Annotated in this window: 20 protein-coding genes; 17 read left to right on the forward strand and 3 right to left on the reverse strand. The window is 44.6% G+C overall.

Annotated elements, in window-relative coordinates; all coding sequences use genetic code 11:
* The first annotated feature begins 1,108 nt into the window (after positions 1-1,108).
* The 4 genes from thrS (at position 1,109) to rnr (ending at position 7,563) form a co-directional block, all read left to right on the forward strand.
* Complete coding sequence (gene thrS, locus CUR83_RS00505; RefSeq protein WP_186475373.1) at positions 1,109-3,043, forward strand: threonine--tRNA ligase; 1,935 nt, start codon at positions 1,109-1,111, stop codon at positions 3,041-3,043.
* 23 nt (positions 3,044-3,066) lie between these two features.
* Positions 3,067-3,570: a translation initiation factor IF-3 gene (gene infC, locus CUR83_RS00510; RefSeq protein WP_071002713.1), complete on the forward strand. Its 504-nt coding sequence runs from the start codon at positions 3,067-3,069 to the stop codon at positions 3,568-3,570.
* Positions 3,571-3,902: 332 nt separating this feature from the next.
* Positions 3,903-5,147, forward strand: coding sequence for a toxic anion resistance protein (locus CUR83_RS00515; protein WP_071002711.1), 1,245 nt, complete (start codon positions 3,903-3,905; stop codon positions 5,145-5,147).
* A 139-nt stretch (positions 5,148-5,286) separates the two neighbouring features.
* Entirely contained in the window at positions 5,287-7,563 is a 2,277-nt protein-coding gene (rnr, locus tag CUR83_RS00520; protein WP_284718853.1) for a ribonuclease R, read from the forward strand.
* A gap of 93 nt (positions 7,564-7,656) precedes the next feature.
* On the opposite strand, the gene CUR83_RS00525 is transcribed toward rnr, so the two are convergent.
* The 3 genes from CUR83_RS00525 to hisA all read right to left on the reverse strand — a co-directional run bounded on the left by CUR83_RS00525 (position 7,657) and on the right by hisA (position 10,493).
* Positions 7,657-7,956: a hypothetical protein gene (locus CUR83_RS00525; protein WP_284718854.1), complete on the reverse strand. Its 300-nt coding sequence runs from the start codon at positions 7,954-7,956 to the stop codon at positions 7,657-7,659.
* 81 nt (positions 7,957-8,037) lie between these two features.
* Entirely contained in the window at positions 8,038-9,666 is a 1,629-nt protein-coding gene (locus CUR83_RS00530) for a mechanosensitive ion channel domain-containing protein (protein ID WP_284718855.1), read from the reverse strand.
* A gap of 89 nt (positions 9,667-9,755) precedes the next feature.
* A complete protein-coding gene (gene hisA / locus CUR83_RS00535) occupies positions 9,756-10,493 on the reverse strand; it encodes a 1-(5-phosphoribosyl)-5-[(5-phosphoribosylamino)methylideneamino]imidazole-4-carboxamide isomerase (RefSeq protein WP_093070341.1) in 738 nt (245 codons plus the stop codon).
* Positions 10,494-11,575: 1,082 nt separating this feature from the next.
* On the opposite strand from hisA, the gene CUR83_RS00540 reads away from it, so the two are divergent.
* From CUR83_RS00540 to CUR83_RS00600, 13 genes are all read left to right on the forward strand, one after another.
* Positions 11,576-12,928 (forward strand): Na(+)-translocating NADH-quinone reductase subunit A, encoded by a 1,353-nt coding sequence (locus CUR83_RS00540; protein WP_284718856.1) that lies wholly within the window; start codon positions 11,576-11,578, stop codon positions 12,926-12,928.
* A 5-nt stretch (positions 12,929-12,933) separates the two neighbouring features.
* Entirely contained in the window at positions 12,934-14,169 is a 1,236-nt protein-coding gene (locus CUR83_RS00545) for an NADH:ubiquinone reductase (Na(+)-transporting) subunit B (protein ID WP_071002705.1), read from the forward strand.
* Positions 14,150-15,052, forward strand: a complete 903-nt coding sequence (locus CUR83_RS00550) for a Na(+)-translocating NADH-quinone reductase subunit C (protein ID WP_093070337.1) — start codon at positions 14,150-14,152, stop codon at positions 15,050-15,052. Before CUR83_RS00545 ends, CUR83_RS00550 begins: the two co-directional genes overlap by 20 nt.
* 1 nt (position 15,053) lies before the next feature.
* A complete protein-coding gene (locus CUR83_RS00555) occupies positions 15,054-15,725 on the forward strand; it encodes an NADH:ubiquinone reductase (Na(+)-transporting) subunit D (RefSeq protein ID WP_186475369.1) in 672 nt (223 codons plus the stop codon).
* Positions 15,725-16,333 carry an NADH:ubiquinone reductase (Na(+)-transporting) subunit E gene (gene nqrE / locus CUR83_RS00560; protein WP_058025262.1) on the forward strand — a complete coding sequence of 203 codons (609 nt, stop codon included), beginning with the start codon at positions 15,725-15,727 and terminating at the stop codon, positions 16,331-16,333. The genes CUR83_RS00555 and nqrE overlap by 1 nt, the downstream gene beginning before the upstream one ends.
* 122 nt (positions 16,334-16,455) lie before the next feature.
* A complete protein-coding gene (nqrF, locus tag CUR83_RS00565; RefSeq protein ID WP_284718857.1) occupies positions 16,456-17,691 on the forward strand; it encodes an NADH:ubiquinone reductase (Na(+)-transporting) subunit F in 1,236 nt (411 codons plus the stop codon).
* Positions 17,692-17,861: 170 nt separating this feature from the next.
* Positions 17,862-18,662, forward strand: a complete 801-nt coding sequence (locus CUR83_RS00570) for an SDR family NAD(P)-dependent oxidoreductase (protein ID WP_284718858.1) — start codon at positions 17,862-17,864, stop codon at positions 18,660-18,662.
* A gap of 152 nt (positions 18,663-18,814) precedes the next feature.
* Entirely contained in the window at positions 18,815-19,972 is a 1,158-nt protein-coding gene (locus CUR83_RS00575; protein ID WP_186475366.1) for an FAD:protein FMN transferase, read from the forward strand.
* A 138-nt stretch (positions 19,973-20,110) separates the two neighbouring features.
* Positions 20,111-20,356: a (Na+)-NQR maturation NqrM gene (gene nqrM, locus CUR83_RS00580; RefSeq protein ID WP_058025258.1), complete on the forward strand. Its 246-nt coding sequence runs from the start codon at positions 20,111-20,113 to the stop codon at positions 20,354-20,356.
* Positions 20,357-20,686: 330 nt separating this feature from the next.
* On the forward strand, positions 20,687-21,901 hold the full coding sequence (locus CUR83_RS00585) for an MFS transporter (protein ID WP_071002699.1): 1,215 nt from the start codon (positions 20,687-20,689) through the stop codon (positions 21,899-21,901).
* A gap of 189 nt (positions 21,902-22,090) precedes the next feature.
* The gene (locus CUR83_RS00590) at positions 22,091-22,954 is read left to right on the forward strand and encodes an arylesterase (RefSeq protein ID WP_186475364.1); all 864 of its coding nucleotides are present in this window, start codon (positions 22,091-22,093) and stop codon (positions 22,952-22,954) included.
* Between the two features lie 25 nt (positions 22,955-22,979).
* On the forward strand, positions 22,980-23,699 hold the full coding sequence (locus CUR83_RS00595) for an ABC transporter ATP-binding protein (protein ID WP_186475363.1): 720 nt from the start codon (positions 22,980-22,982) through the stop codon (positions 23,697-23,699).
* Positions 23,696-26,323, forward strand: coding sequence for an ABC transporter permease (locus tag CUR83_RS00600; RefSeq protein ID WP_284718859.1), 2,628 nt, complete (start codon positions 23,696-23,698; stop codon positions 26,321-26,323). The genes CUR83_RS00595 and CUR83_RS00600 overlap by 4 nt, the downstream gene beginning before the upstream one ends.
* Positions 26,324-26,325 lie beyond the last annotated feature (2 nt).

A 26,325-nucleotide genomic window follows, 5' to 3' on the forward strand; every position in this document is an offset into this window, starting at 1 on the left:
TGCTTGAAGTCTTCACTATAAATAGTAAGACGACTTCTAATCTTGGCTCATCTAATCTGGCAAAATCGCTCGTAATTATGTTCGTAATGAATTAACTTTGAGTTTTTCTGCTGTCTTAAATGATAATTTTTATAGTTGGTGTTCTACCGAAAAGATAGTCGACCAACTTTATTTTTTAGCATTCTGAATCAGCAAAAATCCACACAAGTTGTTCTTTAGTTATGCTTTTAAATAGTTTCAATCACTGTCGTCCAGTCATCGATATATAGGGTATTACTAACGCTATCTGCCTTTTCCGTCTCCGGTTAAGCTATCTAGCGAGCCGACTATCTTATCATATTGATTTGAATTGTCAAGACTTTTTATAATTTGTTTCGCCAGGTTAACTGCGTTATTAATGTGTAATCTACACTTCTCTCACTGCCAGTTCGTCTGATGAGGGCGTATTATAGAGGGTTTAATTTTTGTGTCAACCTGTTTTGTTGATGTTTTTGGACTTATTTTAGCAGAATATAAAAAAGATAGCTTTTTCAATGGGTTGGAGCTGGCTGCTTTAAAAGGAAAGAAAATAGAAGTGTGCTCTGATTGACAGTTTTATCAGATATGTATTGCCGTTTATTATCTTTGAAGTATTTTTACCTCTTTGAATTTGCTTCTACTTCTTCCACCTTCAATATTGATATTACTACAAACATCGCTATACAGAGGGTCAATCGCCAAGTTTTATATAGTTTTGCCAACATTCTGTTTTGAAATGTTCAAAAATAACTTTCGCAGTTTATCTCTTATTGAGCTTAAGGCTCTACCCCTTGCTATCTAGTCTTGGTAGACGGTTTTTGCTATAATCACCCTTTTATTGCATTACTTATTTTTGCTGATTATCTGTATTAGATAGATGACAAAGTTCTGTCTATGATGTCGTTATTGGTTAAACACTCTTGAATAACCAATAAAACCCACAATATATAGCAGTACAAAGCAGTAGCAAGTAATGTGTCACTCTTACTATATATCACAATGATTAGATATAATTGATGCGGTCTTACGGTTATATGATTGATGGTTGCAATCATCACTGCCAACGGACCTAATAACAGGCGAATAGATTATGGTAGCGATTACTTTACCCGATGGTAGCGTGAAAAACTTCGAAGGTCATACAACAGTCATGGAAGTGGCGCAAAGTATTGGGGCAGGGCTCGCTAAAGCGACAGTTGCTGGACGTGTCAATGGTCACCTAGTAGATGCGTACGATCCTATCGTCGCTGATGCCAACGTTGAAATCGTGACACCAAAAGACGATGACGGTGTCGATATCATTCGTCACTCATGCGCTCACTTATTAGGTCATGCAGTTAAACAGCTATATCCTGATGTGAAGATGGTCATTGGTCCTGTTATTGATGATGGTTTTTATTACGATATCTTTAGTGAAACGCCATTTACGCCTGAGCACATGGAAGCTATTGAAAAACGCATGATGGAGCTGATCAAGCAAGATTATGACGTTATCAAAAAAATGACGCCACGTGCCGAAGCAATTGAGATCTTTGAATCACGTAACGAAGACTATAAGCTAAAACTGATTAATGATATGCCAGGTGAAGAAGCTTTTGGTCTGTATCATCATCAAGAATACGTCGATATGTGCCGTGGCCCGCATGTGCCCAATACGCGCTTTTTGAAAGTATTTAAACTGACCAAAATGTCAGGTGCCTATTGGCGCGGTGATGCGAAAAACGAGCAACTGCAACGTATTTATGGTACTGCTTGGGCTGATAAAAAACAGCTAAAAGCCTATATCCAGCGTATTGAAGAAGCAGAAAAACGTGACCATCGTAAAATTGGTAAAGCGTTAAACCTATTTCATATGCAAGAGCAAGCCCCAGGTATGGTGTTCTGGCATGCCAATGGCTGGACAATTTATCAAGTACTTGAGCAATATATGCGTAAAGTACAATACGATAACGGCTACGAAGAGATCAAAACGCCACAAATCGTTGATCGCAGTCTGTGGGAGCGCTCAGGACATTGGGGCAACTACGCAACTAATATGTTCACGACCTCTAGTGAAAATCGTGATTATGCCGTAAAACCAATGAACTGCCCTTGTCATGTGCAAGTGTTCAATCAAGGCTTAAAGTCTTACCGTGATTTGCCACTACGTATGGCAGAATTTGGTTCTTGCCATCGTAACGAGCCATCAGGTTCATTGCACGGTCTGATGCGCGTACGTGGTTTTACGCAAGATGATGCTCATATCTTTTGCACGCAAGCACAGATTCAGCAAGAAGTAGCAGAATTTATCAAGCTAACGCTTGCTGTCTATGAAGATTTTGGCTTCGATAACATTATTATGAAGCTCTCTACTCGTCCCGAAAAACGTGTTGGTAGTGATGAGTCTTGGGACTTTGCAGAAAAGGCGTTAGCAGATGCGCTTGATAGCTCAGGCCTAGACTGGGATTATCTACCTGGCGAAGGCGCTTTCTATGGTCCAAAGATTGAGTTTAGTCTAAAAGACTCGTTAGGTCGTATTTGGCAATGCGGTACCATTCAGGTAGATCCCAATATGCCTGAGCGCCTCGATGCTGAGTTCGTCAATGAGCAGAACGATCGTGAAGTGCCTATTATGTTGCACCGTGCCATCTTAGGGTCATTTGAGCGCTTCATTGGTATTTTGATCGAACACTATGCTGGTTGGATGCCAGTATGGCTAGCACCGCAACAAGTTGTGGTCATGAACATCACTGATAAGCAAGCTGATGCCTGTGAAAACGTGGTTAGTGAGCTCAAAAATGCAGGTTTGCGTGCCGTTAGCGACTTGCGTAACGAAAAGATTGGATTTAAGATACGAGAGAAAACATTAGAACGTATTCCCTATATGCTAGTATTAGGGGATAAAGAAGTGGAATCGGGCAGTGTCAACGTCCGAACGCGCGAAGGTGAGAACCTTGGCGTGATGAGTGTTTCTGAATTTATTACATTAGTACAGACCGCTGTCAGTAAAAAAGGCCGACAGACCCCAAAAACAGATGAGGAGTAATACCTATTAAACAGTCCAACCGTTTGAACATCAACGAAGATATCAACGTCAAAGAAGTCCGTCTCGTCAAAGAAGATGGCGAGCAAATGGGTGTGGTTGATATCGCAACCGCGATGAAAGCGGCACGTGATGAAAACCTAGATTTGGTTGAATTAGTTCCTGAAGCTAAGCCGCCAGTATGTAAGATCATGGATTATAAACATTTCCTCTATGATCAAAAGCAAAAGGCTAAAGAAGCTAAGAAAAACCAAAAGCAGACTCAGCTCAAAGAGATGAAGCTACGTCCTAGTACCGAAGAAGCCGATTATCAGGTTAAACTGAGAAAAATTATCAGCTTCTTGGAAGATCAAGACAAAGTTAAAATTAGCATCCGTTTCCGCGGACGTGAAATGGCGCACCAAGATCTTGGTCGCAAACAACTTGATCGTATCATTGAAGATACTGCTGATATCTCAAACGTCGAACAATATCCTAAGATGGAAGGTCGCCAAATGGGTATGCTGCTTGGACCTACAAAGAAAAAATAGTCTTTTATGAGATTGCTTTAAGTAGTGGCTGTCAGTCCATATAGTTATTTATAAATCTAACCATCAATATGCTACGGGATATTGATGGTTTTTTATTATTTGGACTGCCTACTGTCTCTTTTAAATGTATTTAGCCAGATATAATTGGCTGACGCTATTTTACAAAATCTACCTTCTCAACTATTTGATTACGCGGTAGTCTAAAGATCTGTTTTATATTTGCTAATCAGCATTTATCAAAATTTTTAGTCAGTGTACAACAATAATCTATATCACGACCAATAGAGTCGTTTATAAAAACACTGCTTTTATCTGACATCAAGGGAACTTTCATGCAAGAATTAACACCACCAGAAAACGCCACAACTCCTAGTATCTCTCTCACAGCGCCTGAACCTGTCAAAGAAATACAAAAAAGTGAAGCCGATCAAATGGTTAAGTTGGATGAAAGCCAAATTCCGGAGCTGGATGCCAAAGTGGATGCGTTCGTCGATCACGTGATTACTAACTCCGTGCACAGTCCAGAATTTCAGCAAAACGTCCAATCCATTCATAATCTGGGCACCAAAGAGATTCGTGAATCCGCTCAAGTCTCTAATCGTATGCTTGAGCTACCGGCCAAAAGCCTCAATGACAGCTTGTTTGACAATTCCCCTATTGCCAAATCTTTAACCGAATTACGCGGTATCGTCGAAGATTTAGACCCAAGCAAAAAAGAGCTGACCAATTCACGTAAGCTATTCGGTCTGATTCCATTTGGTAATAAAGTGCAAGACTATTTCCGTCAGTATGAGTCAGCGCAATCGCATATCAATGCAGTAGTAACCAGTTTATATAACGGTAAAGATGAATTGCTCAAAGACAATGCAATGATTGAGCAAGAAAAAGTTAATATGTGGGAGCTGATGCAGTCTATACGCCAGTATATCTATGTTGGCAAAAAGATAGATGAGCAACTAGAGCAAAAAGTCTACGCCATAGAAGCGACTGATCCTGAAAAAGCGCGTATTATCAAAGAAGAGATGCTGTTTTATGTGCGTCAAAAAAACACTGACTTTTTAACTCAGTTGGCCGTCAACGTACAAGGTTATCTAGCGCTCGACACCATCCGTAAAAACAATCTAGAGCTGATTAAAGGGGTTGATCGAGCAACGACGACCACTGTTTCAGCACTACGTACGGCGGTGGTAGTTGCTCAAGCCATGACCAATCAAAAGCTGGTACTTGATCAGATTACGGCATTGAATAAAACCACGAGTAGCTTGATTGAATCAACCTCTGCCATGCTTAAGCGTCAGTCAGGTGAGATTCATGAACAAGCAACAAGTAGTAGCATTGAGCTTGATAAACTGCAAAATGCCTTCAATAATGTCTATGACACCATGGATATGATCAGTAATTATAAAATCGAAGCATTAGAAAATATGAAACAAACGGTCAATAGCTTGACCACTGAAGTCGATAAAGCACAGAAATACCTGGATAAATCAAATCAAACCACAGTGCTAGAAGTCTCAAAAGAGCTAGACAGTAAAAAAATCACCAATCAATCAAGCAGTGTTGATATCGATATTTGATTGATCCCAATAGCGTTCATTTAAAAATGCAACGCTTTTTGCTATTGAAGGCACATAAGGCAATTGACGCAAGATATTGCGCTGCCGTTCGTGTTAAGATAGTCACTATTAATAATTTAAAAAATAGATACGGTAATTTATGAGTTGGAATGATCCAAACGCCTCAAGTGAGGCACAAAAATACGACAACCCAATCCCTAGTCGTGAGTTGATACTCAGTACGATTGGTGAGCATGGGGAAGTCACTCACAAGCAGCTGGCGCAGATCTTTGAGATTGAAGATCCAGATCAGTTTGATGCTTTGGGCAATCGCCTAAAAGCCATGGCACGCGACGGTCAAGTCAATCGCGAAGGCCGTCCCTATCGCTATCGCACAGTCACTAAGCAAGATATCGTTACAGGCACCGTATCTGCACATCCAAAAGGCTTTGGCTTTGTGGTGCTAAGTGATATGCCAGATTTGTTTTTGCACGAAAAACAAATGCGCTGGGTATTCAATGGCGATACAGTAGCAGCAGTTGGCACATCAACAGATAATCGCGGTCGTACTGAAGGTCGTATTGTCGATGTGATTGAGCGCCGCCAGAACAACTTTATCGGTACACTTGCGCGTGATGAAGAGGGCTTTTGTGTTGAGCTTGGTAGTCCAAACACTCATCAACCAATCACGGTCACTGATGATAATGTCCAAGCCCTCAATATCAAACCAGGCGCGCCTGTCAAAGTCGATATCATCGACTGGCCGAACCAGCATGAATTTGCCACTGGCAAAATCACTGAGGTATTGTCTGATGATAACGATCGAGAGCTGATTATTGAGACGACCCTTCTTAACTATGATATCCCATCAGATTTCAGTGAAGCGGCGCTCAAACAAGCTGCTGAATATCAAGAACCAACAGAGAAAGACATAAAAGGTCGCAAAGATTTGCGTCATCTGCCACTCGTTACTATCGATGGTGAAGATGCTCGTGACTTTGATGATGCCGTATTTGCTGAGAAGCGCTCAGGCGGCAACTACCGCGTCGTGGTCGCAATTGCGGATGTGAGCTACTATGTCACGCCAAACTCACCACTAGATCAAGATGCTTACGAGCGTGGTACGTCTGTATACTTCCCGCATCGTGTGATTCCGATGCTCCCTGAAGTCCTCTCTAATGGTCTGTGTTCATTGAACCCTAACCTTGATCGTCTATGCATGGTGGCTGATATTAAAATATCACGTGCAGGTAAGGTCACAGGATATGAGTTTTATCCATCAGTGATGCACTCACAAGCGCGTCTCACGTATAACCAAGTGAACGACTATTTTGTCAATCCGACTGATAAAAGACTTCCTAAATCATTAACGGGCAATATAGACGTCAAAAAATCGATTGATACATTGCATCAGCTTTATGAGTTACTGCTCAAAAAACGTGAAGAGCGTCATGCGATGGAGTTTGAGACAGTCGAAACCTACATCAAATTTAATGAAAAAGGCGGGATTGACGCTATATTACCGCGTACTCGCGGTGACTCTCAGAAGCTGATTGAAGAGTGTATGCTCCTCGCTAATACCTGCGCGGCAAACTTTGCGCTCAAACATGAGCTACCAGTCTTATATCGTAACCATGATAAGCCTGATAATGAGAAGTCAATGCGTATCCACGAATATGCAAAAAACTTTGGCCTACCCTTCCCAGAAGAAAATCCAACGCAAGCGGATTATCAGCGTATTATTGAAGCAACCAAAGACAGACCAGATGCGATTAGCATTCATAGCATGTTGCTACGCTCGATGATGCAGGCAAATTATGCCCCTGACAATATTGGTCACTTCGGCTTGGCTTATGATGAATATAGCCACTTTACCTCGCCGATTCGCCGTTATCCAGATCTAATGCTGCATCGTGCGATCAAAGCAAAAGTAACAAACAGCAAGCAACCTGTCATGGATTTTTCACTTGACGGCGCGGGTACACAGACATCTGATACAGAGCGCCGTGCAGAAAAAGCATCTCGCTTTGTAGAGTCTTGGCTCAAGTGTCATTATATGACGGATCATGTCGGTGAAGAGTTCGAAGGGGTTGTGACGACCGTGACCAACTTCGGCCTATTCGTTACGTTGACTGATCTATACATCGATGGCTTGGTACATATCTCCAATGTGGGCGATGATTTCTTTGTTTATGATGAGCAGCAGCAACAGCTTATTGGTAAAGACAAAGGCACGCTATTTGGGCTGGGTGACTTGGTTAAGGTACAGGTTGCTGGCGTTAATATGGACCTACTGCAAATTGACTTTGACTTAAAAGAAAAATTGCAGTCTAGTGCCATGAATCAGACAAAAACGCAGCCTGCCAAAAAAGAGCCGTCTAAGAAAGCTCCAGCAAAGAGAAGTAATAACCGTAGAGGATCTAGCAAAAAAAGCTAATCTGAAACTGTAGTACCATAAATAAAAAGGGCTAACGATAACGTTGGCCCTTTTTTATGCTTTGTTATTTATAGTTTTAGGTTAAATATTTTTTTACTGTGCATTACTCATCTGTTCCAAACGATCTTGCTCAGATTGCTGTGCTTGATCGATTTTATTGGTAGCATCATCTATTATGGCTTTTGGCTGCTGGCTAAGTGGTTTGCTGGCGATATTTGCAGAGCTATTCTTAGAGCTATCTGCATCAGATATAGCTGCTGTAGGCTGTTCAGAAACAGTACTGCTAACGGCAACCTCTCTGTTTTTCTCATGACTATTGCCATTGATGATGTTAAAACCAAGCAATGCTATGATGCCGATTACGGCAAATATGATTAGATGCTTCATTTCCATAAAAAATCTCGACTTTGATGAATTACCAAATACGAGTTCCATTGCACTTTTTGTGCCTACTTTTAAACCTACTATCTATTACTATTCTTGCGGACTATTATTATTGAGCAAATCCGTTTCATCTGAGCTTTGAGCAATCTCTTGCTCAACCTTTTCCATCAGCTTGTCATCAGTGCGAGCATCGAGGACCTCATCAGCATTACGGCCTTGCAAAATAACTTTGGCTCGCGCCTTCGCTTGCTTTTTATCTTTATTATCAACAGGATTCTCATTATCTTGATGGGTAAAAGTAGGCTCAGGCGTGGTTGAGGTAATCGTCATGTCAGATTTAGCGCTATCCGCACTGTTCTGCATATGTTCAATGGCTTTCTCTAATTTGTTATTAAACCGCAGGCGATAAATAGGCTCAGGTAAACTAAAGCCCTTGTTTTCTAGTGCATGCTTGGTCTCACGAATGGCAATACTACGGGCCTTGGCAAAGTCGGTTTCTGATTGATCTACCCAAACCTGAAACTCTAGCACGATATTGGAATCACCCACATTGGTAATCACCGCGATGGCTTTGGGCTCATCCAATACAAATGCGAGCGTATCGATCGCATCCAGTCCTACTTTGATAGCTGCTAGCGGATCATCATTGGCATCAACACCTAATTCAAAAGTAAAGCGGCGCTCGGGATTTTTAGTGTAGTTGAGAATGGTGCCTTTAAACACCTCAGCATTCGGAATACGCAACTGATTGCCATCCAATGTCATCAGTATCGTCGCACGTGAGGTCAGACGAACGACAATACCCTCTTGCCCATTGATAACCACTTGATCACGGGCGCGAAATGGCTGGCGGATACTGAGCATTAGTGAGGCAATATAGTTTTCGATGGTATCCTTGACCGCAAAACCAACGGCAATACCGATGACACCTGCGCCGCCAAGCAAAGTACCTAAGATGGTTTCTGCCCCGATAAGGCTCAGTCCCAAGATCAGACCAAAGATGATAAAAATAACTTTGACGGTTTGTGATAATAGCTCAGCGACAAACGGATTTGGCGTTAAGCGCTGCCACATTCTTTTGCGATTAGATAACCAACTACCAAACCATGTGACCAATGCAAATATAACAACGCCGACCAATAGCAAAGGCAGCGCCTTCACGAGGTTTTCTAATTGTGCTTTTAGACCTTGATAAACCGTCGAGACATTCTCTTGAACGTCCAACGTTCGATTGATATTGTCATCAACGGTGACTACATCAGTCAAACGGTTGGTCAGATTGATGGCCTGCTGCGCTTTTTTTTCGTTGGCAGTCTCTCCTGCCAAGGTGACCACGCCCTGGCTCACACTGACAGTAACGGCTTGTAGGCCTTCGACTTCAGAGAAAATACCATTGATACGCTGACGGATTTCATTATCTTTTTGCGGGGTGGGTGTGGTTTCAATTTGACCGTTATTGGTGCTTTCACCGCTGATGACGGGGGGCTGGGCAGGTGTCGATAATGAGGTGGCGGGGTCTGATGCTTCCTCGTCTGGCGCAGGATCACTATCAGGTGTTGCCTCTTCTGCACTCTCCACGCCAAGTACGGTTGCAATGCCAGAGAGTTCTTCACCAGCAGCATAGGTGGGCCACGTACAAACGATGCTTAACAGCAACAGCATTTGACCCCACGCTTTTATAAAACGGCGTATCATTGGACGGTCAAAATAACTGGCCATAAGCATCCTTTATTTTTTACGGGTTTTTCTCGCTTAGCTGATTGCTGATAATTAGCTGTCTGATTTTAACCGACTAATTTTTGATTTATTTAGCTATCTAAGTAAAGCTGAGCTTCGCTCAAATTCAACGTGCCTTCATAGATAGCACGACCAGTGATGATACCTTCGATACTATCACCATAGGGCTTTAATAGCTCGATGTCTTTCATATCAGTAACGCCGCCTGATGCGATCACAGGTAATCCGCCTTCGCGAGCCAAATTGACGGTTTGTTCAACATTCACGCCTTGCATCATGCCATCGCGGGCAATATCAGTATACACAATAGAAGAAACACCTACATCAGCGAAGCGCTTGGCAAGCTCGGTCGCTTTGGTATCGGTAACATTGGCCCAGCCATGAGTGGCGACCATACCGTCTTTGGCATCGATACCAACAATGATGTGTCCTGCAAATTCACGGCAAGCTTCTGCCACAAAATCCGGCTCTTCAACCGCTTTTGTACCGATGATAATATAAGTTAGACCGGCAGTAATGTATTGCTCAATAGTATTCATATTACGCACGCCACCACCCAATTGAATAGGCAGGTTCGGATATGCTTTGGTAATATCATTGACCACTTGTCTGTGTACTGGCACGCCATCAAAAGCACCATTCAAATCGACCAAATGCAGGCGGCGTGCGCCCTCATCTACCCAACGTGCCGCCATGGCAACGGGATCATCAGAGAATACCGTATCATCTTCCATACGGCCTTGTTTTAAACGTACGCACTTACCATCTTTTAAATCAATAGCCGGGATAATGACAGGCACAGCACACATATAGCATTCCTTATAAAGCATAATATTGGCAATAAATTTAGACAATTACATTGTTGAGAATAAAACGAAATCGAAGCATCAGACCACGATAGAAAACACCACGCAAACGCGGCATAAATTATAGACAGATTCGAAAAACCAAATAAAATAGGTCAGAAATCTGCTCAAATAGAGATAGGATACAATCGAAATCAAACAATCATAACCATAAGTTGTAATACGTAGAATCGGCACCAACATTCGTTAAATTCTATTACTGACTGGCAATTTTAGGTCAATTTAGCGTATAATCCTAGGTAAATTTTTATTTGTTTCTATGTGATAGTAACCATACGTTACGCTTTTTGTTGAGACGGTATTGCTTAGTCGCACTTCATAATGCCTCAGAGACAATGAGCAATGGCTCAATATATCCGTATGATATTAACTGATATATTGCCAAAAAGGGTTATAATAGAAATCTAATCTGGTAGTCTGTATACCACCGATTCTGCAGTATAAAGCCCCATTGGATGCCGTTTAAAACCCTATTACTAGCTAACAATATAAAACAGTTATGACTAGAGTTTGGCAGATCACAAAAATGATGTGATGCTTGCTTATCTAGGTTGTCTTTTAGCCAGTTTATCATCTACTTCAATAGATCGTTTTTAGTCACACCTCTAAAAAATTGCGTATTTTTGAATGATGCTGATTGGATAAAAGTGGCCCATCATACTGGTATTACAAGTTTTTAATTTCAATGAAACGTATGATAAGGCTGTTATTTTCAAAGTAATCTCTGTTGGCAATGTGCTTTTGGCGATTGATTTTGATTCAATAGTTTTAGCATACACCTTGGTAGCCAGTCGCCACTTTGGTAATTCGAATAAGACATTAACGTGTTGTTAAGGAGTCTAAGGTCAGCGTTAATACTCTTAATAGTAGTTATGATCATGTATTATCTTCAGAGAGCTTTCATCCTTATTTCAGTATAGAAATAGATGATTGAAGGCTTTATTGAGTGAGATAAATGTTCAAGCTACCGATGTACCAAACAGGATGTCTGGTATCGTTTTAGACTATGGACTAAGTTTTCGCTTATGATTACCATCAAAAAAGGTTTGGATTTGCCCATCACCGGTGAACCCTCCCGCGAGATATCTGAGCACCAACCGACACATGTAGCACTTATTGGCTATGATTACGTGGGCATGAAGCCTACGATGAATGTCAAAGAAGGTGACATTGTAGCCAAAGGTCAGCCCGTTTTTGAAGACAAAAAGCGTGTTGGCGTCATCTATACTGCCCCTGCTGCTGGTAAGGTCGTCGCTGTTAAACGCGGTGAGCGCCGAGTGTTTGAAAGTCTTGTGATTGAGGTCGACCCGAATGGTGAAGAAGTAGACTTTGAGCGCTATGACTCACAGCAGCTTGCTGACCTAGACTCTGAAGTCGTTGAAACCCAACTGATTGCCTCTGGCGAATGGACTGCGTTTCGCACACGTCCCTATAGCCGTGCGCCCGAAATCGGCGCTCGTCCACATGCTATCTTTGTGACAGCAATGGACACCAATCCACTCGCCCTTGATCCAATGCTGGTAATCAATGAGCAGCTACAAGCGTTCAATGATGGCCTAGCAGTACTCTCAACACTCACGCCCAAGACCTTTGTCTGCCACCATGGCGACGCCCAGTTGACGCCAGTTGCAAAATCTGCGGCTAATAATGTCACTGAGTATCATGCCTTTGCGGGTAAACATCCAGCAGGTCTTGCAGGTACGCACATTCATTTCTTGCACCCTATCAGCCGCGGCGTGACCGTATGGACGATTGGTTATCAAGATGTGATTGCGATTGGTAAGCTGTTCACAACTGGACATCTATATACACGTCGTATGCTAAGCTTGGCTGGCCCTGCGGTTACCAATCCGCATCTGATTGCAACCGAGCGTGGTGCTGATATTACGGCATTAACCAAAGGTCAGCTAGCGGCAGGCGAGAACCGTATCATCTCAGGTTCAGTATTGTCTGGTCGCAGAGTATTTGACAATATCGCTTATCTTGGTCGTTTTCATAATCAGATCAGTGCACTGCCTGAAGGTCGTGAGCGTCCTGCGTTTCACTTCTTTAGCCCCGGTAAAAACCGCTTCTCAAAGCTGCCTATCTATATCTCGCAGTTCTTTGGTGGCAAAAAGTACAATTTCACCACAACAAGTAATGGCTCACCTCGCGCCATGGTACCGATTGGTGTCTTTGAAGAAGTCATGCCTCAAGATTACCTGCCCACTCAATTGTTACGTGCTTTGATTGTCGAAGACATCGTCAGTGCCACTGATTTGGGTGCACTTGAGTTGGATGAAGAAGACTTGGCACTATGCACCTTTGTATCTCCTGGCAAATATGAGTTCGGTGATATTTTGCGTGATAACTTAACGCGCATTGAGCTGGAGGGCTAACCACGATGAAATTTTTACACAATATGTTCGATCGTATGGAGCCATCTTTTACCAAAGGCGGCAAACACGAAAAGTATTATGCTATTTTTGAGATGTTTGATACGTTTCTTCGGCAGCCAGGCACCACAACGTACGCTTCATCACACGTTCGTGACGGTATCGACTTAAAGCGTATTATGATTACGGTATGGCTATGTACTTTCCCAGCAATGTTTTGGGGTATGTACAACATCGGTCATCAAGCACTAACCGCTATCGCTCAGCTCGGTCTGCAACCTGAAGGCTGGCGTACCGTCATCACTAGTATGGCAGGTTACAACCCAGACAGTATCTGGGCAAGCTTTGTTTATGGGGCCATGCAGTTTTTGCCGATTTATATCGTGACGTTTGCCGTCGGTATTCTCTGTGAGATTATCTTTGCCGTTGTCCGCGGACACGAAGTTAACGAAGGTTTCTTTGTGACCTCAGTTCTATTTGCATTATGTTTACCACCTGATATTCCTTTATGGCAAGTTGCCCTCGGTATTATCTTTGGTGTGGTGGTCGCAAAAGAAGTGTTCGGTGGGACTGGTAAAAACTTCTTGAACCCTGCCCTATCAGGCCGTGCGTTCTTATACTTTGCCTATCCAGCCTATATGTCTGGCGACTCAGTATGGACAGCTGTAGATGGCTTCTCAGGTGCGACCCCGCTTGGGCTTGCCGCGCTTGGTGTGGTTCCTCAAGACTTTGTTGATGTCTATGGTAATGCGATCACTTGGAGTGATGCATTCTTAGGCAACATGCAGGGCAGTATCGGTGAAGTATCGACGCTAGCTATCCTAATGGGTGCTGCGGTGTTGCTTTGGACGCGTATTGCTTCTTGGCGCATCATGGCAGGCTGTGTGGTTGGTTTGATTGCTACTTCATTGGTGTTCAACCTGATTGGCTCTGATGACAATATGATGATGAGCTTGCCATTCTACTGGCACTTGGTTATCGGTGGTTTTGCGTTCGGTGCAGTATTCATGGCAACCGACCCCGTTTCTGCTGCCCACACCAATAAGGGCCGCTGGGCTTATGGTATCTTGATCGGTTTTATGACCGTTCTGATTCGTGTCATTAACCCTGCTTTCCCAGAAGGCATCATGCTGGCTATCTTGTTTGCCAACTTATTTGCTCCACTGTTTGATTATTTTGTGACCCAAGCAAATATCAAACGCCAAACTGCTCGGAGGGTTCGTTATGTCCAAGCCCAAAAGTAATAATGCCAAAACCATCAGTGTGGCTTTGACGCTGTGCTTGGTTTGTTCAGTATTGGTCTCAGCTGTCGCTGTTGGCCTAAAACCTGCACAAATCGAAAATGCACGCTTGGATCGCAATAAAAACATCTTGGTCGCCGCTGACATGTACAATACTGAGTCTGATACAGCAGATGATGTCGCCGAACGTTTTAAAGATTTTGATGTCAAAATCATTGATCTAAATAAAGGCAACTACCTTGATGATGATGAGTTAAAAACGGCTGGTATTCCTGATCGTAATGCTTATGACGCCAGTCAAGCGACCAAAAACCAAGCCTTAAGCGAAGACTTGGGCGACAATGATCCTGCTGGTATTGGCCGTAAGCCAAAATACGCCAAAGTCTATGTCAAAGAAGATGACGCAGGCAAACCTGAACTGGTTGTATTGCCTATTCAAGGCTACGGGCTATGGGGTACGATTTATGGTTTCTTAACGCTTGAAAGTGACATGAATACCATCAAAGGTATCAGTTTTTATGAGCATAAAGAGACCCCAGGTCTTGGCGCTCGTATTGAAGAGCCAGAGTGGCGCGCACAGTGGAATGGCATCCATTCTTATGATGACAATGGCAACGTTGCTACTGGTGTGACCAAAGCGGGTAATCCGAAAGACAATTGGGTCGATGGTATCAGCGGCGCAACACTAACAAGCCGCGGCGTCAGCAACATGATTCAGTTCTGGTTAGGCGATCAAGGCTATAAGCCTTATCTAGATATGCTACGTAAAGAGAGCGGTCAGACCCTTGATGATGCAGATACACAAGCAAATCAGTCAACGTCGGCCGCTCAACTTAACACCGAATTGGCAGCCGCGCTACCAATAGCTAATGGCAAGGAGGCATAAAATGGCTGACACTAAAAGTATTTTAACCACGCCTATTTTTGACAATAATCCCATTGGTTTACAGATTCTTGGTATCTGTTCGGCACTGGCAGTCACAACGAGTATGGCCAATGCCATGGTCATGTGTGTGGCACTCACCTTGGTGACGGCATTTTCAAGCTTCTTTATCTCTATTATTCGTAAGCAGATTCCATCGAGCATTCGTATCATCGTACAGATGACCATTATTGCTTCATTGGTTATCTTGGTAGATCAGGTACTAAAAGCGGTCGCTTATGATGTGAGTAAAGGTCTGTCGGTCTTCGTTGGTTTGATTATCACCAACTGTATCGTTATGGGCCGTGCTGAAGCATTTGCCATGAGTAACCCGCCAATCCCAAGCTTTTTAGATGGTATTGGTAACGGTCTTGGTTACTCAGCGGTCTTGCTATTCGTTGCCACCATTCGTGAGCTGTTAGGCGCAGGTACTTGGTTTGGTATCACTATCCTACAACCAGTTACTGATGGCGGTTGGTATATACCAAACGGTCTGTTGCTATTGCCACCATCAGCGTTCTTCATTATTGCTTTGTTTATCGCAATCGTCCGTACCTGGAAACCAGAACAAGTGGAAGAAGCTGAGTTTGTAATGAAGCCGCAGTCTAAAGGCATGGCACATGGAGGCGGTCACTAATGGGACATTATATTAGTTTATTTATAACCTCAGTCTTTATCGAGAACATGGCACTTGCCTACTTTTTAGGCATGTGTACTTTTTTGGCCGTATCCAAAAAAGTCTCGACAGCGATTGGTCTAGGGGTTGCTGTGATTGTCGTGATGGCCATCACCGTTCCGCTAAACAATTTGCTATTCCAGTTCATCCTAAAAGATGGTGCATTGGCTTGGGCAGGCTTTCCTGATATCAACTTGAGCTTCTTAGGGTTGCTTAGTTACATCGGTTTGATTGCAGCCACCGTACAGATTCTAGAGATGTTCTTGGACAAGTTTGTACCAAGTTTATACAACGCGCTTGGGGTATTCTTACCACTAATCACCGTAAACTGTGCCATCTTGGGTGGTGTACTATTTATGGTCGAGCGTGATTATAACTTTGGTGAATCTGTCGTCTATGGTGTGGGCGCAGGCTTCGGTTGGGCACTTGCTATTACTGCATTGGCAGGTATTCGTGAAAAGCTCAAATACTCAGACATTCCAGCACCATTGCGCGGTCTTGGTATTACCTTTCTCACGGTTGGTCTTATGTCGCTCGGCTTTATGTCGTTCGGTGGTATGTCCATCTAAACTACTAAGCTCAAAGCTTCTATTAGCTATTTGATCTATTTAATTCATTTATTCGGTAAGGGTTCGGACACAGCATAAAAAATGTCTTCGCCCCCCTACCCCATAGATTAAGGATACCTACCATGGATTACGCTACGGCGATTGGTGGCGTTGCTATGTTTACCTTGATCATCATGGGCCTCGTCGCTATTATTTTGGCGGCGCGCTCAAGACTGGTCAGTTCAGGCGATGTCACTATCCATATTAATGATAATCCCGATAATGACGTGGTGACACCAGCAGGCGGTAAACTACTGCAAACGCTAGCGGGCGAAGGCATCTTTTTGTCTTCAGCGTGTGGTGGCGGTGGTACCTGTGCGCAGTGTCGTTGCCGCGTTATTGAAGGTGGTGGTTCTATTTTGCCCACCGAAGAAGGCTATTTTACTCAAGGCGAGATCCGCAATCACATGCGCTTGGCTTGTCAGGTAGCTGTTAAGCAAGACATGAAAATTGAGATTGATCCTGAATTCTTTGATGTACAAAAATGGGAATGTGAGGTTATCTCAAACGATAACGTTGCGACTTTCATTAAAGAGCTGGTGCTAAAAATCCCAGAAGGCGAAGAAGTAAACTTCCGCGCTGGTGGTTATGTGCAGCTTGAAGCGCCACCGCATGAAGTTCATTATAAAGACTTTGATATCGGCGAAGAGTACCGTGAAGACTGGGAGAAGTTCGACGTCTTCAAATACGTCTCAAAAGTCGATGAACCCGTTATTCGTGCGTATTCGATGGCCAACTACCCTGAAGAAAAAGGCCTCATCAAATTCAACATCCGTATCGCAAGTCCACCGCCACGTGGTCCTGACGGTATTCCACCGGGCAAAATGTCTTCTTGGGTATTTAGCCTAAAACCTGGCGATAAGGTGACGGTATCAGGCCCGTATGGTGAATTCTTTGCCAAAGATACTGAAGCTGAAATGATCTTTGTCGGTGGTGGTGCTGGTATGGCTCCCATGCGCTCGCATATCTTTGATCAGCTCAAGCGCTTGAAAACAGATCGTAAGATCAGTTTCTGGTATGGTGCTCGCTCGATTCGTGAAATGTTCTATGTTGAAGATTACGATCAGCTAGAAGAAGAGTTTGACAATTTTGAATGGCATGTGGCTCTGTCTGACCCATTACCAGAAGATAACTGGGAAGGTCCAACAGGCTTTATCCATAACGTGTTGCTCGAAAACTATCTGAAAGATCATCCAAACCCAGAAGACTGTGAATACTACATGTGTGGGCCACCGATGATGAACGCTGCTGTGATCGATATGCTCCACAGCTTGGGCGTAGAAGACGAAAACATCATGCTTGATGATTTCGGTGGTTAAATAACCCCGCCAGATAAACTTAAAAGTGTATATAAAAAGAGTCTCAATTGAGGCTCTTTTTTTGTGTGATTTTTAGCAATCATTGTGGTTGTTGAGACTACAAATCTAACTGGTAGATCAGCATTGCTATCCTATATCATGAGCGCTCTAAATATTAAGAAAGGACGCTTATGAAAACCAAATACAAAGATCTGACCATTTGGATCACGGGTGCTTCTAGTGGTATTGGAGAAGCATTGGCGATTGCCTTTGCCAAGCGTGGTGCTAAGATCGTACTGAGTGGACGCGATAAGAAAAAGCTCGATGTCGTCAAAAAAAGCTGCAAGCACTCCAAAAAACATATCGTCGTTCCTTTTGATATCAGTGATGCCGCTCAAGCAAAAGCCGCCTATGACAATGCCAAAGCTCAGGCTGGAAACATTGATTGGCTCATCAATAACGCCGGTATTAGCCAGCGCTCACTCATCATGGAAACTGACGAAGACGTCGAGCGTCAGATTATGGAGGTAGATTACTTTGCTCAGACGCGACTAACCAGACTGATACTGCCTGATATGATCGCACAAGGTGGCGGCAAAATCGTCATGGTATCGAGTGTGGCAGGATTACTAGGGACACAATATCGCGGTGCTTATGGCGCAGCCAAAGCCGCATTGCATATGTGGGCAAACAGTTTACGGGCAGAGTTGCATGACAAAGGTATAGAGGTTGCGACGATATTCCCAGGATTTATTCAGACCAACATCTCTATCAATGCCTTGACAGGTGATGGCAGCGTTCAGGGCACCATGGATGAAGCAACCAGTAACGGTCTCACGGCAACTGATTTTGCAAAGCAAGTGGTGAAGGCACTCTCAAAAGGTGAAGAATATATCGTGGTCGCTGGCAGTAAAGAAAAGCTGGCAACACGGGTCAATCGTGTCTCACCGCCCAAACTTTATAGGCTCATACGCGAGTCGCAAGTAAAATAGCTTGGTATGCAGTAGATTAGTATGCGGTGGCTTGGTATGCAGTAGATTGTCACTGAACATTGCCATCATTGGTATTTGTAGGGTTAAGGGGTGTAAAATAGGCCTGACTTATTTTATACCCCAACTCATTTCTGCGTTATACCGAAGATCCTATGAAAAATACCCGATACTGCTCCGCCTCCTCAAAACCCATAAATGCTTCTTTGCTTGGCATCGCGGGTCTCGCTAGTATGGTGAGTCTCAGTGCTTGCCAGCAAACACCAGATTATAACTATCTGACTGGTGAAACGATGGGGACAAGCTACCATATCAGCTATCAGCTCCCTGATAATGCAGATGAAGCTGCCATACAAGCGTCAATCGATGAACGCTTGAAACAGATTAATGACAGCATGTCGACCTATCAGAGCGACTCGACCATCTCTAAATTTAATCGGTTGAATAAGAATACACCGATTACCATCGACGCTGATTTTAGTCGGGTGCTGGATGTGTCAAAGATTGTCTACGAGCAATCTGGCGGCGCATTCGATCCTACGGTGATGCCGCTTGTCGAGACCTGGGGTTTTGGCAGCACCATGACAGTCGAGCGTCTACAAAGTCCGCCTACAGCGCTCGAGATTGCCCAAGCAAAAGCACTGGTAGACTTTGAGAGCATTATCAAAAAAGACCAAACGGTGTCTAAAACCAAAGATGGCGTCGAGCTTGATTTTTCTGCCGTTGCCAAAGGGTATGGGGTTGATGTCATCGCCGATGTGCTGAGAGAGGATTATCAAATTCGCAATTATATGGTTGAGATTGGCGGTGAAATTTCGACATCTGGCGTTAACAACCTACAGCAGCCATGGCAAATTGCGATTGACGCCCCTATTGAAGGCAGCACTGTCAGCGAGCGCCAAACGATATCTGCCATTCGTCAGCCAAAAAATACGGCTAGCCAAATGCATCTGGCAACCTCTGGAAATTATCGCAACTCCGTCATATTTGATAGCAAACGCTATAGCCATACCATCGATCCGACCACTGGCAAACCCATTGCAGGCGGTGCGCCCTCAGTCACTGTCGCGGCCGATTCTGTTGCATTGGCGGATGCATGGGCAACCGCTCTGACTGCCATGCCCTATCATAAAGCACTAGATGTCGCTAAAGCTCAAAACTTGGCTGCTATGTTTGTGGTGTTGGCTGACGATATAAAAACAGACAGGTCTGAGAGTAATGTTTCTGATAACGTGTCTGATGATAATATCGATGACTGGCAAGTGGTTCAGACACCAGCAATGCAAGCATTACGCGCTGACAAAAAGCCCTAGTAAGTTTTTGGCATTGAAACAAGAGAATACGATAACGCACAACGAGCAACACCAAAATTTGCTATACTATTAGTTAGTTGCCATTAAAAGTACATCATTAACAGCAACTGCCCCACTTTTGACAATGAGGTTTCCTCTATGCTTAGCCAATTGCTTCCTATGCTTGCCATTACCTTTACAGTGTTTATCCTATTTTTCGTTTTTATGGGCATCGGTTATATGGTCAAAAAAAAGCCGCTCAAAGGCTCTTGTGGTGGTGTTGCCAAATTGATGGGTGATGAGCAGTGCTCATTTTGTGGCGATGATCCCAACAAGTGCGACTCATTGATGGCAGAACAACAAGAAAACGCGTTAAGAGCTGCCCAACTCGGCAAATCTGTGTAAAAACTCATTGGTTACCATACGCAGGTAGTATTTACCTAACATCTGTTCGTATAATAGCGTCAAGTCATTCAAAGTGACTTGGCGTTATTTTCATGTCACCATCTCTTATTATTCCTATTTAGACACTCTCTATCTAGATATTTTCTATTTAAAAAATTGGCCAGCAAACTTATCTGTTTTGCCCTCTGCAAATTTTTAGTTCTGTTTGACGTTATTGATTACCGTTTAGGTACGTGTCTGAGTAAATGATCTTTGGTGTTGTTTTACAAGCGACGATTTTTCGGCGCTGTCTTATAACGTGTCCTTTTTCCCTGTTATCGTTGTGCTGCTATGTCTACCTCATCCAATCTGCCTTCATCACGTTTCACCTTTTGGTTAGTGCTATGTGCCATGATTTTGCTAGCGACCAATATGCGTGCCCCTATCGTTGCGCTGGGCGCTATCGCGCCAGTGGTGAAAGAAGCACTCAATATCTCGGAGATACAGATTGGCTGGTTGGGCGCGGTGCCGATGCTGGGTTTTGCCCTTGGTGCGCTGATCTCGCCAGCCATTGGCAAGCGCTTCGGACTTGAAAATACGCTGATTGCCATGATCGCGCTATTAACCACTGGCATGATTCTGCGTACCGTTATCCCGACGTGGACTGGGTTTTTAATCGGTACTTTATTGCTGACTCTAGCCATTGGCTTTGCCAATACACTGGCCGCGCCTGTCATCAAGCAACATACTCCGCAACATATTCCGCTGATTACGGGTTTGTTTAGTTTAACAATGACGGTGACCGCTGGGATAGTCTCAGGCATCGTCCTCCCTTTGTCTGAGCAAGTAGGCTGGCAATGGGCGCTGGGTGGATGGACGGTTTTAGGTATTTTTGCGTTATTGATTTGGTTATTTTTGCGTGTGCGTTTGGGCTCATCCAACCACCAACTCGTCATATCTACAGATAAAGATGCCTCTGTTATCTCTATTTGGCGAACGGCGTTTGCTTGGCAAATTGCTGTCTTTATGGGGCTACAATCATTACTGTTTTATACCGTTGCCAGTTTTTTGCCTTCTATTTTGGTTAGTAAAGGGCTATCTGCCGTGAGCGCTGGCCAAATGGGTTCTGTGTTTCAGTTTATGGCACCCATCTCTATCTTGAGTCTGACATGGCTGATTAATCGTGGTCGTCCTATTCAAGCACTCGCCGTGTTTGCCGCTGTGCTCAATGTCATTGGCGTATTAGGTATCAGCTATCTATCTACTGAGTTGGCGTGGCTATGGTCAGCCATGATGGGGATTGGTTGCTCAGCGATTTTTACCTTGAGTATGATGCTGTTTTCCCTGCGTACCTATACTACCAATCAATCAAGTGAGCTGTCTGGTATGGCACAGGCCGTCGGTTATTTGATTGCCTTTTTTGGTCCGCTTGGCACAGGCGGGCTCCATGAAGCGACTGATAGCTGGAGTCTGCCGCTTTTTATTATTCTGATACTGATGATTGCAAACGTTGTGATTGCTTGGCTCGTCAGTCGTCCAGTGATGGTCGATGGTAAATACATTTGATATTAGCTTATCAAAATATCTACATACTGCTGTCTATAAGTCCTTGATTTCTAACGCGCAATAAAGCTGTCTTGAAATTAACCTTAGGGCAATATTGGTGGCTGTCTTATTTTGCTATAGTCAGTGCAAGATGATTTAAATCTTGAGCTGACTCTACATCAGCTTGATTGCTTATAGGACATAACACCCATGCTAAATACCCCTTCTCGGCTCGCTCAGCACCTGCCTGCTATTGCCATGCTCGCTGCTATCATGGCGATCAGTGGTTGTCAAAAAGAGACTGAGCCGACCACACCGAATCAACCGACTGACACCCAACGCTCAGATACTGAAACGACAGCCAACCAAGCCAATACAACGTCCGTAGACACCAATGCTGATGCACCCACCGATATGCAAGTCAATTCATCACCAATCACTATTTTAGCGCTTGGCGACTCACTGACGGAAGGTCTTGGGGTGGATAAAAATGATAACTACCCTGCGCAGTTAGAAGATCGTCTGCAGGCAATGGGTTATAAGAATACCGAAGTGATCAACTCAGGGCTGAGCGGTGAAACCAGTACGGGACTCGTCAATCGCTTAGATTGGGTATTACAAACCAAACCTGATGTGACGATTTTGACCATTGGGGCTAATGATGCTATACGCGGTATCGACGTGGCGACGATTGAAGCCAATATTCGGACAGCTGTTAAACGTTTGCAAGACAATGGCAGTGTCGTCATTTTGGGCGGGATGTCGATCTATGATAATTTGGGCGATGACTACGTTGCCGCATTCTCAGACATTTATCCTCGCGTCGCGAAAGACATGAGCGTCCCTCTAATACCATTCTTTTTGGAGGGTGTCGGTGGTGAGGCTGAGCTCAACCAAGCCGATGCCATTCACCCAACCAAAGAAGGCTACACGATCATCGTCAATGACAATATCTTGCCTATTCTAGAGCCGAAATTAGATGAGTTAAAAGAGCTAAAAACAACCGATCCAGAGAATACGGCTGAAACCGTTCAAGCCGAAACGACAAAAAGTACGCCAAATGAGACTACTTAACGAGACCATTTAACGAGACACTGTAATGACATCATCACCTTCGGTTACCGCATCCACGCCACAAGCAGACGCTAAGACACCAGCCCTACTGACCGCCTCACAGCTAAACAAAACCGTGCAAGTCGGTGAGCAAAAATTATCTATCATTAAGGACGTCGATATATACGTCAATGCTGGCGAGTTTGTGGTCATTATGGGTAAATCAGGCTCGGGTAAATCGACCTTACTAGGATTGCTCGCAGCACTAGATTATCCTGATAGTGGTACAGTATCGCTGGCAGATCAAACGCTCAGCAGCTTGGATGAAGACTCACTTGCAGTTATTCGTCAACAGGACATGGGTTTTGTCTTTCAGTCATTTCATCTACTGCCGACCCTAACTGTCGCCGAAAACATCGCCTTTCCTCTTGATATCGCAAGGCATCCAAACCCAGCACGAGTCAACGAGCTGATTGATGCGGTTGATTTGGGTCATCGCCGTCACAGCTTACCCAATCAGTTATCAGGTGGTGAGCAGCAGCGTACGGCTGTGGCACGAGCGCTAGTATCGCATCCTAAAATTGTCTTTGCCGATGAGCCAACGGGTAACTTGGATGAGCAAAATGCCGATCAAGTTATGCAATTATTATTAGACTTACGCCAGCAGGTTGGCTCGGCACTGGTAGTCGTGACTCACGATCCTGCGCTTGCCGAGATGGCAGATCGCGTCATTACCATGCATGACGGCCGGATTGTACCGACATGAATGAAAAGCTGACAGACAACACATCGACTGATATAAAAAAGACTGATACCAGTATGCGTCAAGAGACCAGTTATTCTAGCGGTATCCTCAATCAACTTTTCACCAAAACACTAGGCTCGCAAGCACTCAGCCGTAGCTGGTGGCAGCGCTGGGTGTATCCAGTGTTGTTTCTACTCACATTGACCTTGTCACTTGCAACCTACCTGACCCTCGATTCTGTGCAGCAGTCTGTCGATCGTTATATCAATGACAATCAGCGCGCACTCGTTGGTGGGGATTTGATCTTAAACAGTAAGCAAGATTGGCCAAGCGAGGTATTGGCGCAAGTAGAAACCATCCCCGATACGCAGACCGTGTATGACTATCAGTTTAGCGCCATGCTCGTCACCGATGAGCAAACTTTGCTTGCCAGCGTCAAAGCCGTCACACCGTCTTATCCTTTGTACGGTACCGCTGAGCTTGCCTCAGGAAAGCCACTGTGGGAGCAACTAACCGCTGACAATATCGTCGTCGCCCCAGAAGTGCTCAGTAGCCTAAATGCTAGTGTCGGCGACCGTATCGATATTGGCGATGCGCAGTTTACGATCAGTGATGTGCTGACCAAAGAGCCTGATCGACCTTTGACCGCCTTTGGTTTTGGTGGGCGGGTCTTAATGAAACAAGATGCGTTAGAGGCGACCAATCTACTCGGTCAGCGCAGCCGCATCAATTACCGTATCGAGATAGCAGGTGATCCTGAGCTGATAAACACGCAGCGCAAAAAGCTCACAGGCATACTGACCAGCTATCCTGATATCGAGCTCTCTGATGCTGATTCGGCGGACACTTCGGTCTCGCGTATCTCTGATAATGTATTGATGTTTTTAAAGCTACTGGTCATTGCCGTACTGCTACTCTCGGCGGTCGCCATGTACGGTGTCATTAGTGCGTTCGTCAGCAAGCAGCAGTCCAATAATGCCATTCGTTTGGCGTTAGGCGAGCCGCTTGGTTCACTCAAACGTAGCTATTATCAACTGCTTATCGTCACGACTGCCATTGCTTGTATCGCAGCAGTTGTACTTAGTCTGGGTTTGCTTAAAATTGGTCAGCCGTATCTCGTGGCTATCTTACCTGCTGACGTGGGTCTATCTATCAATCCAATTAGCGCGATTAAGACCATTGTGATTGCCTTAGCCCTCACGTTGCTGATTGCGCAGCGTGGTTTAAGCGCGCTTAACACCACCAAACCCGCGGCCCTACTCAATCAAGGGGCGAGCCAGCAGTCGCAAAACTTGCCTTGGTATCGACGCGTGCCATTACTGTGGTATGGCTTGGTGATGACAGGGCTGTATGCCTTCTTTGCTTATGAAGTGGGCTCGCTGTCATTGGGCGCGCAGCTATTGGGCGGCTTGATCGGCTTTGTGGCGATATTTTGGCTATTGGCGCGTGGGTGGCTGTGGTTGCTTAATAAGCTAGCGAGCAATGCCAAGGTCAGTTGGATGCAGCGTATCGCCATTCATAATCTGGCGCGCAAGGGCAATCAATCCGCATTATTCTTTGTCACTTTATCGCTATCGGTTGCGGTGCTGACGCTCATCACCACACTCAATCACAGTATCAATGCGCAGTTTATCAATGCCTATCCTGAAGACGCGCCCAATCTGTTTTTGCTCGATGTGCAAAGCGATCAACATGACGATATTAATGCGATCATTGAGGCGCCTGTCACTTATTATCCCATCATTCGCGCGCGTGTAGAGACGGCCAATGATGTACCGGCAAAAGATATCGAGCCTGAGGATGGCTTTGATGACCCCACGCGGGTGTTTAACTTAAGCTACGCCGATACGGTCATGGATACTGAGTACATCACTGAATCGCTCACAGACGATGCGCTATATACGCCTATCGATGCGACAAATGAACAAATCAAACCCCTATCTATCTTGGACACTGCCGCCAGTATGCTCAATGTCGGCATGGGCGATCAGGTGCGCTTTAATATTCAGGGTATCGAAATCGTCGGGCAGATCACCAGTATTCGCACGCGCTATGAGCGTGGTCCAAGCCCGTATTTTTACTTCTTGTTTGAGCCGTCGGTGCTATCCGCTGCCCCGCAGATTCAGTTTGCCACCGCGCATGTATCAGAAGATACCATTCCAGAGCTACAAGGCAAACTGGTACGCCAGTTCCCTGCGGTCACGACCATCGATGGCACGGCTATTGCCAAGCAAATTCAAGAGCTGGTGGTACAAATGAGCCGCTTGGTCTATGTGTTTACTTTGCTTGCCCTACTCACTGGCGTCATGGTGCTGATCAGCTCGCTGCTGTCTACTTCGCAAGATCGTATGAAGGACAGCGCGTCCTTTAGACTGCTCGGTATGCAAAAGCGCGACTTGTATACGCTCAATATATTAGAGCTGGGTGTGCTTGGTATTAGCGCGGCAACCTTTGCCGTGATCATCGCCAGCGTCGGCGCCTGGGCGGCCATCACGCAGTGGTTTAATCTACAATTTAGTGTGCCGTGGACGAGCTTGGCTATTGGCGGTGCAGCATTAATCGTATTGCTATTTGCCATTGCCATCATTTATGTAAGACTGGTGATTGGGCGCGGGATTATGGCACGGGTCAGGGCGATGATTTAGGA

It is taken from the genome of Psychrobacter pocilloporae, from assembly GCF_029872915.1.
In the GTDB taxonomy this organism is placed as follows: domain Bacteria; phylum Pseudomonadota; class Gammaproteobacteria; order Pseudomonadales; family Moraxellaceae; genus Psychrobacter; species Psychrobacter pacificensis.

What these genes read in the sequence shown, in the direction of transcription:
- thrS (WP_186475373.1), top strand. Translation starts at nt 1,109, where the DNA reads ATGGTAGCGATTACTTTACCCGATGGTAGCGTGAAAAACTTCGAAGGT.
- CUR83_RS00515 (WP_071002711.1), top strand. Translation starts at nt 3,903, where the DNA reads ATGCAAGAATTAACACCACCAGAAAACGCCACAACTCCTAGTATCTCT.
- rnr (WP_284718853.1), top strand. Translation starts at nt 5,287, where the DNA reads ATGAGTTGGAATGATCCAAACGCCTCAAGTGAGGCACAAAAATACGAC.
- CUR83_RS00525 (WP_284718854.1), bottom strand. Translation starts at nt 7,956, where the DNA reads ATGGAAATGAAGCATCTAATCATATTTGCCGTAATCGGCATCATAGCA.
- CUR83_RS00530 (WP_284718855.1), bottom strand. Translation starts at nt 9,666, where the DNA reads ATGGCCAGTTATTTTGACCGTCCAATGATACGCCGTTTTATAAAAGCG.
- hisA (WP_093070341.1), bottom strand. Translation starts at nt 10,493, where the DNA reads ATGTGTGCTGTGCCTGTCATTATCCCGGCTATTGATTTAAAAGATGGT.
- CUR83_RS00540 (WP_284718856.1), top strand. Translation starts at nt 11,576, where the DNA reads ATGATTACCATCAAAAAAGGTTTGGATTTGCCCATCACCGGTGAACCC.
- CUR83_RS00545 (WP_071002705.1), top strand. Translation starts at nt 12,934, where the DNA reads ATGAAATTTTTACACAATATGTTCGATCGTATGGAGCCATCTTTTACC.
- CUR83_RS00550 (WP_093070337.1), top strand. Translation starts at nt 14,150, where the DNA reads ATGTCCAAGCCCAAAAGTAATAATGCCAAAACCATCAGTGTGGCTTTG.
- CUR83_RS00555 (WP_186475369.1), top strand. Translation starts at nt 15,054, where the DNA reads ATGGCTGACACTAAAAGTATTTTAACCACGCCTATTTTTGACAATAAT.
- nqrE (WP_058025262.1), top strand. Translation starts at nt 15,725, where the DNA reads ATGGGACATTATATTAGTTTATTTATAACCTCAGTCTTTATCGAGAAC.
- nqrF (WP_284718857.1), top strand. Translation starts at nt 16,456, where the DNA reads ATGGATTACGCTACGGCGATTGGTGGCGTTGCTATGTTTACCTTGATC.
- CUR83_RS00570 (WP_284718858.1), top strand. Translation starts at nt 17,862, where the DNA reads ATGAAAACCAAATACAAAGATCTGACCATTTGGATCACGGGTGCTTCT.
- CUR83_RS00575 (WP_186475366.1), top strand. Translation starts at nt 18,815, where the DNA reads ATGAAAAATACCCGATACTGCTCCGCCTCCTCAAAACCCATAAATGCT.
- nqrM (WP_058025258.1), top strand. Translation starts at nt 20,111, where the DNA reads ATGCTTAGCCAATTGCTTCCTATGCTTGCCATTACCTTTACAGTGTTT.
- CUR83_RS00585 (WP_071002699.1), top strand. Translation starts at nt 20,687, where the DNA reads ATGTCTACCTCATCCAATCTGCCTTCATCACGTTTCACCTTTTGGTTA.
- CUR83_RS00590 (WP_186475364.1), top strand. Translation starts at nt 22,091, where the DNA reads ATGCTAAATACCCCTTCTCGGCTCGCTCAGCACCTGCCTGCTATTGCC.
- CUR83_RS00595 (WP_186475363.1), top strand. Translation starts at nt 22,980, where the DNA reads ATGACATCATCACCTTCGGTTACCGCATCCACGCCACAAGCAGACGCT.
- CUR83_RS00600 (WP_284718859.1), top strand. Translation starts at nt 23,696, where the DNA reads ATGAATGAAAAGCTGACAGACAACACATCGACTGATATAAAAAAGACT.